Consider the following 12,649-nt stretch of genomic DNA (forward strand, 5'->3'; position numbering starts at 1 on the left):
GACAGAATCAGAGAACTTCAGGCTAGAAGAGTTAACCACCGCAGCCACCGCCCTATACGCATTTACCTTGCCAAACCCATAGCGGTCATTGCGTCCTAACACATAAGGAGAAGGCCCGATCTTGTCGGCTGTATCGCGTAGGATCTGTCGCACCTGAGCCTGAGTCAGATTTGGATTGGCTGCAAGCATTAGCCCCACGATTCCGGAGACTAAAGGTGCGGATGAAGAGGTACCACTGAACTGATCACTATAATCTAAGATCGTATACCCCATTGAACCCGTACGGTCGGTCGTGAAAATCGCGCGGTTTAAAAGTCCTCCCCAACTGGGCTCAAAATCCAACTCGGGTCCAAACTGGCTGTAGTACGCGCGGCAGTTGGCATCGGAACTGGCTCCTACAGCGATAGCCTCCTCAAACGCAGCCGGGTAATTCACTCCGGCTGGGACCTGTAGAACCCCAGATTGAAACGGCCCAAATCGATCGAACGTTCCATCGTTGTTCAAATCGATGAATAACTGAAGGCCATCAAAATCCTGTTCTGAGGAAACCCAGGTAAAGTAATAAAGATCCCCTGCCGGGACGGTTTTCACGATCTCCACCCAAGTAGATTGGCCATGCAATATCGTGCCTGCTTTTAACGCATGGGTAAAACACGCCCCTTCATCCGCATGCGCAGGATCGTTTACGACCGTCCAGAGGGCATCGCCGCCGGTCCGCCATTGCCAAGCCCCCGCCTCAAAGCTCTCCACCTGTCCCCCAGGAAACCAAACCCATCCCAACCAAGCTGTATCCTCTCCAGCACTAGCGATAAAATCCTTGCTGTACACCCATCGAAAACGATGGGTACCGGCAGGCAGATCACGAACAGATTGAAGTTGATAACCCGAGGCAGAGTTACCTGCCGCAAACACCACCACGCTCCCCTTGCCGCCGCGCCCAAAGTTTGCCGCATATTGGATCGCCGAGTGGATAACTGAACTTGGGGCGCCTCCACCCCAACTGTTGTTCAAAATATCGGCAAGGCTTGATGCATAGCGGATCGCATTGGCTGCCTTGACGTCGGTAAAGAACAAGTCAAACCCGATCCGGACCGGGAGAATCCGGCAAAAAGGACAAACACCCGACACGCCTAAGCTGTTGTTCCCTCGAGCGGCGGCCACCCCAGCCACAGCGGTTCCGTGATTGTCAAACAAAAAAGAAGGATTGGGGTCGTTATCGCCTGCCAAAAAATCCCAACCCCAAAGATCATCGGTCAGACCATTGCCATCGTCGTCTTGGCCGTTTAAAGATTCGCGCAGGTTACGGAAAATATTGTCTCTAAGATCTGGGTGGTTAAGCTCCACCCCATCGTCGATAACCGCAATGACGACGTTTGCGTTTCCTCTTTCTATATCCCAGGCTTGCGGGGCATCGACGTCGGCTTGAGGAGACGCTTGATTGTCTAGGTGCCACTGAAAAGGAAACAAGGGATCGTTGGGAACAAACGATTTTTTGACATCTTGGGCAAAATCTGGCTCGGCCCACTCTACGAGATCACTGGTAGGTTAGCTTTAAGGACGTACTCGTCATCGGCGGCATAGATCTTCTCCTCAACCTTTATCTTCCAAGAGGCATAGTGTTCGAGAAGCTCCTCGATTTTTTGCCCCGGTTTGAGCTTAACTACAATCTTCCCAGTTGGGAACAGGTGGGTTTTTGTCTTAGGGTCGAAAAACAGCGGGGAGACAAACTCCACCTCGGGAACAGTCGCAAGCTGGGCTATCGTTTCTTCGATGCGCGAGGAACCTTGCGCCTGCGCTTTCTGAGCAGAAGTAGCTTTTGCTGCTTGTAAATTGAGGATGGCAAATCTTTCTCCCTGAAATTCAAGTTCTTTTTCCATCGCTAAGGATTCAGGCACCCTAGCAAAGGGGCTTGTCAGATCCGCTTTGCTTACCCAAGCATGAAACTTCACCACACAACGAGTTGTGGAGCGGTGCAGCGCAATTTTTTGCCCTTGAAAGTAGTAAAAGTCGTTTGCAAAGTAATATTTGTCAGCTTTGGCACTGAACGACAAGAAACAGAAAAGCAATGGGACCACAATACCTATTCTCAGCCTGTCAACCATAAGTCAACCTCAAGTTCGTTACCTTGCCGAAGACTGACCAAGTTTCAAATACCTATGTCCCCGGATCGATGGCAAGAAAGGTTCGGCTTCGATTTTAATATCCGCCCGTGATTTCCTCGGTTTACGCAGGTCCGGATAAGCCGCTGCGTGCTTAGGCAGCGCTTCCCCAGGATCGAGCGGAATTAAAATCGCAAGCGGCGCGCTGATCATCTTGCGCGTGACCACCTTATCCTGACCGCTGCCTTGAATCCAGCACACGTTGGCTTTGATATGGGGTTTTAAGTCCTGAACGATGGCGATCGGTTCGTCTGCGCGCAGACCAGATAGCGCTTCAAGCTGTTTCTGCAAGCCGAGGCTTGGCGAATCCCCGGCGATCTCGACCAGCCTTCGGTAGGCTTCCTGACGGCTGATTTTGACAATCGATCGGGTTGCTCCCCAAGTAAAACGGATCGAATCCGGTTTCTTTAATAAGATCGGCAAATGCCGGTAGATGTGCTTAAAGTGGATGCGAGAAAACCCTTGGCTTTTTAAAATACGGCGCGCGGCTTCAGGATCGTTTTGGTTGACTTCGAGAACCGCTTGCTTGAACGCCTCTTTAGCGGCGTTGAGATCGGCCGCAAGGCGAAGAAGTTTTGGGCTGGCCCCGATGATTCCAGGGCAAATTTCGGTTTCGCGACCGTCGCGACCGTCTTGGTATTCCAGTTGCTCTAGCACTTTGCTTAAGCGCTGGCGCGCTTCCTTGGCATAATAATTTTGCTTGTTCAGGTCGAATACCCAAGCCGCAAGGCTTTCTCGGTTAAGTTGCGCGAGAAAGCGATCAAGCGCCTTTCGAAACTGGGAAAATCTGCGTACACACGCGCTTTCGGGGAGCATAGTTTGATAAAGTAATCTTGGGGTTGATTGTATTGTGTACTGATATTTAACGGCATAAGTTTTTCCTTTTCTAGAGCTTACCGTTTGGAGAAACAGTCTACATGCGGGCGACCGGTCTGGAAGTTACCTGTAAAAATTGCGGCTTTGGCTCCATCTGCCTGCCGCGCGGCCTAACGCAGAAGGAAATCGAGCAATTGGAAGATGTGGTTCAGCGCCGCAAGGTGCTGCACAAAGGAGATTTTCTCTTTCGCAGCGGGGAGGCCTTCCACGGCCTGATCGCGATCAAATCCGGGATGGCCAAGCTGATTTTCCAAGATGAGCACGGCCAGGAACACATTCTGGCCGTCCTCCTACCTGGGGAACTGGTCGGACTCGACGCCCTCTCCCACTACACCTACCGCTGCTCTGCGGTCGCTCTGGACACGTTGAGCTACTGCGAGCTCCCTGGCAAAGAAATTTCCCGCATCTGCGCCAAGATTCCAGCCCTTTTTCAGGAAATGCTTCGCCACGCCAGCGATGCCATCGGCACGCAAAGGGAACAGATGCTGTTCATCAAACGCCCGGCCAGCCAGCGTCTGGCAGCGTTCATTTTGGATCTGTCCCAACGTCTAGAGACCCGGGGATTTGCCGGCGACGAATTTTCCTTGGGGCTGTCCCGCCAGGAACTTGGCAGTCACCTGCACCTTGCTCTAGCCACGGTCAGCCGCACCCTAAAACAATTCGAAAGAGCAGGCTGGATCGAGCTTCGTTCCCGATCGGTCAAGATCCTCAACCGGCAAGCGCTCGCCGATCTTCTAACCAGCCAAGATTAGGCTTTGAGGCCGATCCCACGGCTCAACACGAACCAAGCGCCTACCCCGAGCAGCGCGATCAATCCCCCAACGAGCGCAAACGCCACGCGCACATCCACGTCCGCGCTTCCCAGGAAGCCAAAGCGGAAAGCCTCGACCATATACAGGATGGGATTGCTTAAGGAGACCGTCGCCCACGGTTCAGGCAGCATCGCCACGGAATAAAACACCCCGCCCAAATAGACCAGCGGGGTCAAAACGAAATTCGGGATGATCGAGATATCGTCAAAGCTGTTTGCGAACACGGCGTTGATCAAGCCGGCCAACGAGAACAACACCGAGGTTAAAAAAGCCATCGCCACCGCCAGGATCGGATGGGCAAGATTAAGATCGGTAAACAGCGCCGCGATCGCCAATACGATCCCCCCGATCACCATTCCCCGGGCCACGCCGGCGGTGACGTAACCGGCCAGTACGACCCAGCTCGGCATGGGGGCGATGAGCATTTCTTCGATGTGCCGCTGAAACTTGGCGGAAAAAAATGAGGAGACCACATTGGCATAGGAATGATTGATGACCGCCATCAGCACAATGCCAGGGACGATGTAGTCGATGTAGTTCACTCCGGCCACAGGGCCAATCTTTGGCCCCATTAGGGCTCCGAAAATTAAAAAGTACAACGAGGTCGTCACCACCGGCGGCAGCAACGTCTGCGGCCAGATCCGAACAAAGCGGTGGATTTCCCGCCGCGCCAGGGTACGGTAAGCGATAAAACGGCGGCCCATCAGGCGGCTTCTTGCACCTTACGCCGTCTAGTTACGCGCTGCCAAAACAACTGCTCCAGCCTCCCCTCCTGCGGGCGAATTCCGATGACTTCCACGCCCGCTGCCGTCAATCCCGCAAACAAGGGGTTGAATCCCAGCGCCCGCGGAACCTCGACCTGCAGCGTGCGCGCGTCGATTTTCGCGATCTTAAAACCGGGCACTTTGGGGGCTTGGGCAATCGGATGGCGCAGATCCAAACAAAAAGCATGAGAGTCCAACTTTTCCTGCAAGGCGCTCATGGAAGTGGACTCGATGATCTGTCCGCCGTCGATGATGGCCACGTTGCGGCATAGCTGTTCGGCTTCTTCCAGATAATGGGTGGTCAAAATGATGGTGGTGCCCTCTTGATTGAGGCGACGCAGGAATTCCCACATGGAACGGCGAACCTCGATGTCCACCCCGGCCGTGGGTTCATCCAGAATCAAAAGTTTGGGCGAATGGATCAGAGCGCGGGCGATCATCAGGCGCCGCTTCATCCCGCCCGACAGGCGGCGCGAGACCTGATCGCGGCGATCCCATAGATCGAGCTGTTTGAGCAGCTTCTCTAGCCTCAATTGCGCCTGACGGCGCGGCACCCCGTAGAAACCTGCCTGATTGAGAACGATCTGCCCTACTTTCTCGAACTGGTTAAAGTTGATCTCCTGCGGCACCAAGCCGATGCAGCTCCGCGCTCGTTCCCAGTCTTTATCCAGATCGTACCCACACACTTCCACCGTGCCCGAAGTTTTGGTGAGCAGCGAAGTGACGATGCCGATAGTGGTGGACTTGCCCGCGCCGTTAGGGCCGAGCAGAGCAAAAAAATCGCCCTCTTCCACTTCCAGATTGATCCCGCGTAGGGCTTCAAAGCCGTTGTCGTAAACTTTGCGCAGGTTTTGCAGTCTTAATGCCGCCATCTCCGTGCTTACGATGGAATAAATTTTGGCATTGTAGCAGAATAAAACTAAATTACTCCAAGAGCACTTAAACCCTAAACCGTAAGGAAACTTTGCATGAGACCGATCTTTCGCAGCACCCGGCTAAATTGGCTGTTGCTTGCCTCGCTTTGGTCAGCGCAAGCCTTGGCCATCAACTTCCCTTGGCTTGAACAAGAGCAAAAAGCGCAAGAGACGACGCCCGCTGAGACGACAACGCCTGCGCCGAGCACAGCGCAACCTCCAGCCCCTACTCTGGCGCCTATGCTGGCCCGGGTCCTTCCCGGGGTGGTCAACATCGCCACCTCAGGCAAGGTAATCATCGAGGACAACCCGCTGCTCAACGATCCGATCTTCCGCTACTTCTTCCGCGACGTTCCTTCGATTCCGCGGGAGCGGCGCACCCAAAGCATCGGCTCGGGAGTGATCGTGGACGCAGACAAAGGCTACGTTTTAACTAACCATCACGTGATCAAAAACGCCGACGTCATCTACGTCACTCTGCAGGACAAGCGACGCCTGAAAGCCAAGTTGATCGGCTCGGATCCGGAAACCGACATCGCCGTCCTCCAAGTCGAGAAAGACCGCTTGACCGCCCTGCCGCTTGGGGATTCAGACAAGCTGCAGGTAGGCGATTTTGTGGTCGCCATCGGCAACCCGTTTGGCCTAGGTCAGACCGTAACTTTGGGAATCGTAAGCGCCTTGGGCAGGACCGGCTTGGGGATCGAGGGGTACGAGAACTTCATCCAGACCGATGCCTCGATCAACCCCGGCAACTCCGGCGGCGCTCTGGTCGACTGGTACGGCAACCTGGTCGGGATCAACACCGCCATCGTTGGACCGACCGGCGGCAACGTGGGGATAGGCTTTGCCATCCCTATCAACATGGCTCGCCAAGTCATGGATCAAATCGTCAAGTACGGTGGCGTCAAGCGCGGCCTGCTCGGGGTCCAGGTGCAAGATCTAACGCCGGAGCTGGCCAAGGCCATGGGCCTTGGGGTCACGGAAGGGGCCTTGGTCTCCGGCCTGACCAAAGGCAGCGCCGCGGATAAAGCCGGGATCCAAGCCGGCGATGTGATCGTCCGCTTTGATAATCAGCCGGTCAAAGACTCCGCCTCGCTCCGCAACATGGTCGGTTTGAAGCGGGTCGGCGAGACTGCCACCTTGGAAATCATCCGCGACGGCAAGCCTATGACCGTAACCGTGACGATAGGCAAACCGCAAGCCGCCGAAGCCTCCTCCGGAGAGGTGCCCTTACTCGAAGGGGCTAAGTTTGCCAATATTCCCCAGGACCATCCTCTGTACAAGCAGGTCCACGGCGTGATCGTGACCGCAGTCGAGGTCAACAGCCCCGCATGGCAGGCCGGACTACGCGAAGGGGATATCGTGCTGTCGGTCAACCGGCAGCCGGTGCGCAACGTGGACGAGTTCCTAAAACTTGCCGCGCGCTCCCCCAACCGGCTGCTGCTGCGCATCCAGCGGGGGGATTTCTCGCTGTTTTTGGTGCTGGAAAGATAAAGGGCAAAACGCGGCGGAACCGGGCGGTTCCGCCGCCTAGCCTGTCGGTTTTTTTACACTCTTCAAGAAGAAGCACGCATCCGTAAAGATAGGGCGCACCGAGACCCGCTTCGCTTCTACTTGCCCGCGCCTGAGCCGTCTTCAAGAAGGTCGCCTTGTTCCTCCGATGTTCCAGAAAAACGTCAGAATTTTTTACAAATTTTGCGAGATTTTGTTTTACCTCTCATTCTCTGATTATTTTTTGCAATAATTTCAAATACATAAAAAAGATAGCATAAAATATGCTGCATAAAAAAAATACGAAGACATCTATCTTTAGGAAGACATTTTTAGCTCGAACAGCCACCTTATGGCTCTTGGCCGCACCGGCGGCATTCGCTGTTCCCGTCTTGCAAGTAGGAGCCCCTGCGGGCTCAGGAGACACCGGAACGTATGCCGATTACCAATTAAGCTTGACCAATCCCACAGAACAAGATACCGCCCGCACGACCGGTAACGTTATTTACGTGGCAGGTGTCTATCAGAACCAAAATGTACTCAAGCTCGGGGGCAAATATTCCGGTGGGCAAGACTGGTCAGAGGTAAACTCAGCCTACGCGCCTTTTACTTTTAATGGCAAAGGCGCAATCCTCTTGGTCGCCGTCCCTGACGGTCAAACCGGAACGTTAACTATCCAAGTAGACGGAGGCCCCTCAATTGGAGCTTTTTATACAAATCCCACTTTAAGTGGGCTATTCCCCAACAATCACGATCCGCTCAAAGACCAGATCGCCGATTTTCTGTTCTTCGACATCGGCGATTTTGCTAAAAATTCCAATACGGTGCCCGATTTTGCAAGCGAAACCGGAGCAGCAGACGGCCAGATTAAAACTATCACTTTTTCAAGCAATGGTTTTGACTGGCTGCACTTTGACGTGCTTGCCTTAGAGACAAAGGAGCAAGGAGGAGGGAATCATGTCCAAATTGTTACCACCATAGAAAATAATCCAGGCTCGCACGACGTAACCGCTTTTCCTCCTCAAGTTCCGCCTCCTCCGCCCCAACCCGCCCCCGAACCGGGTATCCTCTGGCTTCTGGCAAGCGGGCTTTTAGGGATGCGGTTCTGGTTGCGAAAAGTGTAAAAAAACAGACAAGGCAAAAACGCCGGCTCTAGGCCGGCGTTTTTTATCGCCTACGTCACTTGATCACAGAGACCGTTTGGCTGGCGCCATTGCCGGAAGTATCGACCGCATCCGCCCGGATCGTATGGGTGCCAGGACTTACCGAGCGTGTGTTCCAATTGTAGCTTAGAGAGCTTGTGTTGGTCGAGGCGACGAGTTTGCCGTCGATCAAGAGCTGTAAGCTCGCCACTCCCACGTTATCGCTGGCCGAGGCTTTGATCGTCACCTTGGTTCCGACCTTGGAACCGTCGGGTGGGGAAGAAATCGCAACACGCGGCGGAACAGTGTCCTGGACTGCGGCTTGGGTCGTCGCCTGCGCGATGTTCGAGAAAGCCGAATCCCCCACCCCGTTGTAGGCGCGCACGCGGTAATAATACGTCGTACTCGCGGTAAGACCGGTGTCTATAAAGCTCGTCGCGTTTTCCCCTAAGGTGGCGATCTGCGCGAAGCTTTGCCCGTCGAGTGAGCGCTCGATCTTGAAGCCGCTCTCGTTGCTCGCGTTGTCGATCCAGGTAAGCTGGATGCTTTCGGACTGCGCGCTCGCCGAAAGGTTGCTCGGCGCGTTGGGCGCGCTCGTGGCCTGGGCGGGGCGGAAGCTCGCTACGGTTGGCGCGGTGTTGTTCATGGAACGGGCGGTGTCTTGGTAGTTTTCCACCCCGGTGGCGTAGCCGTTGTAGTAGACGTTGGGGTTGGAGAAGTATTGGATTTGCTTCTCCCCGCTGCAGTTGTAGGACATCACGTCGCGGAACACGTTGCACACCCGATAGCCGTAAGAATAAGGATACGCCCCCGGGTAAGCCGAATTGTCCGGGTCGTGCATGTTGCCCTGGTTGTGGCCGAACTCGTGCGCCAGGGTGGTGTTGCCCAAGCAGTTGTAGCGCGAGTCGTCGTGCGAGACGGCAAAGGCGTAAGGGGCAAACGAGGTGCTCACGTTCTGCATGACAAAGCCTATGCCGCAGTAGTTGCTGTCGGCAGAGATCAGCGCCACGAGATCTGCGCCGTACTGGTCGCGCCAGGAGTGTACCACATCCATCTTGCCGTCGCTGGTTCCCTGGAGGGCATACAGCGCATCGGTCATGTTGCCGATCTCGGTGTAGCTGACCTCGGCTGTATGCACCAGGTTGAGTTGCATGTTGATCTGGCTGTTGAGATAGGCCTGATTGGTGCGCGCGATCGCATTGGCGATCTTGGCGTTGATCCCATCCACACCGCCGGCGTTGGCCCTGGCCTTGGGCGTATAGACCACCATCACGTCGACGACCGTGCTGCTCGCGGCGGCGCTGGTCTGAGGCGTTCCCGAACTTGTTTGATTGTCGGCGGCGGTACCCTGGAGGTCGGCTTCGGGAACCGGGATAGGGTCGACATGAGGCGCCACTTTATTCGGATCGATCTGGCGCACGACGTGGGTATCGCCTCCGGCATACACGATTTCGTAAGCCTGGTTTCCGCCGACCTCACCGCGCTGGACGGTTCCCATCATGGCTTTGCCGCGTACGGCCAGCACCACCTCGCTGTCGGGTTCGCCTTCGATATGGCCGATCCACACGCGGCTGCCCTTGACAATTTCGATCCGGTCACGCACCGCGGTGAGCACCGTATCGTCGAACAGATTGAGCGCCAGGTTGTCGGCATCGATCGCCGCCGGATCGAGCTGCACGCTGCGGCTGCGTCCGGGAATAACCTTGGGTGCGGATTTCAGCGGAGTCGGGACGTCGGCGGTGCTCGGATGGAAAATCCAGGGTGGTGCAGCCATCGCTGGAGTCGCTACCACTGCCAAACCCAGTCCCAGCGCGAGGCAGTACAAGACTTGTCTTTTCATCGGTTGTCCCCTTTTGCGGTTTTCGCCAAGACTCGAAGCTAAAAGTAGCAGTCAGGCGCAGGGTGGGTTGTGAAGCGCCTCACAGATCGAGAAAACTTACCGTGGGGAGAAAAGCTCAGAGTAAAAGGCAAGCTGAGTCGTTAAGCTCAGCAACGCCTGGCAAGAGTCGGCTTGGCTTCAGGCGCGCTTGAGCAATCTCAGCAACTCGCGCAAAGGGCGGGTGTTGACGATCTGGTCTTTGCTCAGCCACCCTCTTCGGGCTTGGGCGACCCCGTAGCGCATGAGATTCAATCCCAAGGCGCTGTGGGCGTCGGTGGAGATCGCCAGCTTTACCCCGATCTCGCGCGCCATCAGGCAATGCTCGCCGTTTAGGTCCAGACGCTCGGGCTGGGCGTTGATCTCTAAGATACACCCTCTTTCTCTGGCCCCTTGCATGATCCGCTCCAGGTCGATTTCGTAAGCTTGGCGCTGGTTGATCAGGCGTCCGGTGGGATGGGCGAGAATGTTGAAGTAGGGATTGTCCATCGCCCTAAGGATGCGCTCGGTTTGTTTTTTCGCGGACAAATGGAACTGGTAGTGCACGGAACAGACGGTCAGGTCCAGGTCTTTCAGGACGCGCTCGGGGAGGTCTAGGCTGCCGTCTTCCAGGATGTCCACCTCGATCGCTTTGAGCAGCCGGATCCCTTGCAGCTTTTCGTTCAAGGCGTCGATCTGCTCCATCTGCCGGCGCAAGCGCTGTTCATCCAACCCACGAGCCACCGTCAGACGCTTGGAGTGATCGGTGATCGCCAGGTATTCATAGCCCAAAGCTTTGGCGGCTTCGGCCATAGCCTCCAACGCGTCCTGACCGTCGGTCGCGTCGGTGTGGCAGTGAAGGTCGCCTCGGAGATCAGCCAGTTCGATCAGCTTAGGCAGGCGATTTTCCAAAGCAGCCTCGATTTCTCCCCGACCTTCTCTAAGTTCGGGAGCGATCCAGGGCAGCCCCAAGCTGGCATAGACTTCCTCTTCAGTCGCTCCGGCCAAGCGCTCGCCCGCGCGGAAAACGCCGTATTCGTTGATCTTTAACCCCTGCTTGACCGCCAGCGTGCGCAGGGCGATGTTGTGGGCCTTGGAACCGGTGAAATACTGGAGCGCGGCCCCAAACGATTCGGTAGGCACGACTCTAAGATCCACCTGCAGTCCGTTCTTGAGCCGGACGCTGGAACGGGTCGGCCCGTGAGAGAGAACTTCCTCGACTCCTTCGTAGGCGAGAAAGCGCGCCATTACCTCCCCGCCATCGCGAACCGTCGCCAGAATGTCCAGGTCCCCCACGGTCTCCTTCCAGCGCCTGAAGCTTCCGGCGACTTCGATCCGATCCAGCCCAGGACAGCCTTTAAGGTGAGCCAAAATCGCCTCGGCGACGCTTTCGGCTTCAAAGCGCAAAAAGCGCTTTTCCTGCAGGGCGTGTTTTTGTAAATGATTCAAGATCAGTTCCTCAGTCTTCGGACCGAACCCCGGCAGCTCCCTGATCCTGCCGCTGCGCGCGGCGCGCTCTAAGTCCTCCAGGGTTTTGATTTTGAGCAGGTAAAACAAGGTCTTGACCCGTTTGGGCCCCAACCCTTCGATCCGAAGCAGTTCTAGCAGGCTTTTGGGCGTGCGCTTTAGGACCTGTTCGAGCTGTGGCAGGCGGCCGGTCCGGACGATGGTTTCGATCTTCTTGGCGATCGCTTCTCCGATGCCGGGAAGCTCTGTCAGGTCTTCGTCTGCAGCCACCATCTCGGCCAAGCTTTTGGGATAACTTCGGATGGTGCGGGCGGCGTTGTGATAAGCGCGCACCCTAAATGGATTTTCGCCCTCAATGTCCAAAAGCTCGGCGAGCTGGTCGAAAAGATCGGCGATCTCGCTGTTACTCAGCGCCATAACTCCCCTTTCGTCTGTTACAATACAGGGCAGATCTCTCCTCTCCAGCAAGCTCATGAATCTCCCAGCGATAAGAAACCAAAGCCTCTTCCAGCGCTTGGGGAAATTGGTTCTAGCCCGTTGCCAACGCCTCTATTATCGCCTGGCCGAATCGGCGGTCGGTTCCCACAAGCGCGATTTTTTGGTCTCCGAAGTGGAAGAAGCGCGCGCCAGCCTGGAGGATACCCGAGATCAATTTCAAACCGCGCTCGACAAGTTTACGGCTTTAATTCGCTTTGACGGCGGGAATCTCGCCGCGTTCTATCGGGAACTAAAGCGGGAATTTGATCGCTGCGAACAGAAAGCCGAGAAGGTCAAAAGCCACATCTCGACCATCGAGGATCTGGCCCAGGCCCTATTTGACGAATGGGAATGGGAACTCGAGCAGTACAAGAGCCGAACCCTGCGCAACAAGAGCCGTCAAAAATTGAAATTAACCCAACATCATTGCCGGCAACTAATCCAGGCGATGCACAAAGCCGAAAGCAAGATCGACCCGGTTTTAGACGCCTTCCGCGATCAGGTGCTGTTTTTAAAGCACAACCTGAACGCGCAGGCAGTCGCCGCCTTGCAGCACGAATTGAACGTGGTCAGCGCGGACATCGCGGCGATGATCGCCGTGATGGAGCATTCGATTCGGCAAGCGGATCAATTCATGCAAGCTCTAGCGCCTGCTTCCCTACCCTCTCCCAACCGCGACGGTTCTTGAAAAA

Annotated in this window: 11 protein-coding genes; 4 read left to right on the forward strand and 7 right to left on the reverse strand. The window is 55.6% G+C overall.

Annotation, left to right across the window (positions count from 1 at the left end):
- The 3 genes from ACYQ3M_RS05565 to ACYQ3M_RS05575 all read right to left on the reverse strand — a co-directional run.
- On the reverse strand, positions 1-1,467 hold a 1,467-nt coding region (locus ACYQ3M_RS05565; protein ID WP_460035073.1), incomplete at its 3' end, for a S8 family serine peptidase.
- A gap of 59 nt (positions 1,468-1,526) precedes the next feature.
- Positions 1,527-2,102 (reverse strand): hypothetical protein, encoded by a 576-nt coding sequence (locus tag ACYQ3M_RS05570; protein WP_460035074.1) that lies wholly within the window; start codon positions 2,100-2,102, stop codon positions 1,527-1,529.
- Between the two features lie 18 nt (positions 2,103-2,120).
- The gene (locus tag ACYQ3M_RS05575) at positions 2,121-2,975 is read right to left on the reverse strand and encodes a DNA replication terminus site-binding protein (protein ID WP_460035075.1); all 855 of its coding nucleotides are present in this window, start codon (positions 2,973-2,975) and stop codon (positions 2,121-2,123) included.
- Positions 2,976-3,076: 101 nt separating this feature from the next.
- Between ACYQ3M_RS05575 and ACYQ3M_RS05580 the strand changes: the two genes are divergently transcribed.
- Positions 3,077-3,787, forward strand: coding sequence for a helix-turn-helix domain-containing protein (locus ACYQ3M_RS05580; RefSeq protein ID WP_460035076.1), 711 nt, complete (start codon positions 3,077-3,079; stop codon positions 3,785-3,787).
- On the opposite strand, the gene ACYQ3M_RS05585 is transcribed toward ACYQ3M_RS05580, so the two are convergent.
- Positions 3,784-4,551 (reverse strand): ABC transporter permease, encoded by a 768-nt coding sequence (locus ACYQ3M_RS05585; protein WP_460035077.1) that lies wholly within the window; start codon positions 4,549-4,551, stop codon positions 3,784-3,786. The two genes, ACYQ3M_RS05580 and ACYQ3M_RS05585, sit on opposite strands and share 4 nt — an antisense overlap.
- The gene (locus ACYQ3M_RS05590) at positions 4,551-5,483 is read right to left on the reverse strand and encodes an ABC transporter ATP-binding protein (RefSeq protein ID WP_460035078.1); all 933 of its coding nucleotides are present in this window, start codon (positions 5,481-5,483) and stop codon (positions 4,551-4,553) included. Before ACYQ3M_RS05590 ends, ACYQ3M_RS05585 begins: the two co-directional genes overlap by 1 nt.
- Positions 5,484-5,579: 96 nt before the next feature.
- Between ACYQ3M_RS05590 and ACYQ3M_RS05595 the strand changes: the two genes are divergently transcribed.
- On the forward strand, positions 5,580-7,019 hold the full coding sequence (locus ACYQ3M_RS05595; RefSeq protein ID WP_460035079.1) for a DegQ family serine endoprotease: 1,440 nt from the start codon (positions 5,580-5,582) through the stop codon (positions 7,017-7,019).
- A gap of 281 nt (positions 7,020-7,300) precedes the next feature.
- Entirely contained in the window at positions 7,301-8,140 is an 840-nt protein-coding gene (locus ACYQ3M_RS05600) for a choice-of-anchor N protein (RefSeq protein WP_460035080.1), read from the forward strand.
- Positions 8,141-8,195: 55 nt separating this feature from the next.
- On the opposite strand, the gene ACYQ3M_RS05605 is transcribed toward ACYQ3M_RS05600, so the two are convergent.
- Together ACYQ3M_RS05605 and polX are read right to left on the reverse strand one after the other, a co-directional pair.
- Complete coding sequence (locus tag ACYQ3M_RS05605; protein WP_460035081.1) at positions 8,196-9,998, reverse strand: reprolysin-like metallopeptidase; 1,803 nt, start codon at positions 9,996-9,998, stop codon at positions 8,196-8,198.
- 177 nt (positions 9,999-10,175) lie between these two features.
- Positions 10,176-11,897, reverse strand: a complete 1,722-nt coding sequence (polX, locus tag ACYQ3M_RS05610; RefSeq protein ID WP_460035082.1) for a DNA polymerase/3'-5' exonuclease PolX — start codon at positions 11,895-11,897, stop codon at positions 10,176-10,178.
- Between the two features lie 55 nt (positions 11,898-11,952).
- Here polX and ACYQ3M_RS05615 point away from each other — a divergent pair, with 55 nt between their 5' ends.
- A complete protein-coding gene (locus ACYQ3M_RS05615) occupies positions 11,953-12,645 on the forward strand; it encodes a DUF2959 domain-containing protein (RefSeq protein WP_460035083.1) in 693 nt (230 codons plus the stop codon).
- Positions 12,646-12,649 lie beyond the last annotated feature (4 nt).

Source organism: Methylothermus subterraneus (genome assembly GCF_054656915.1).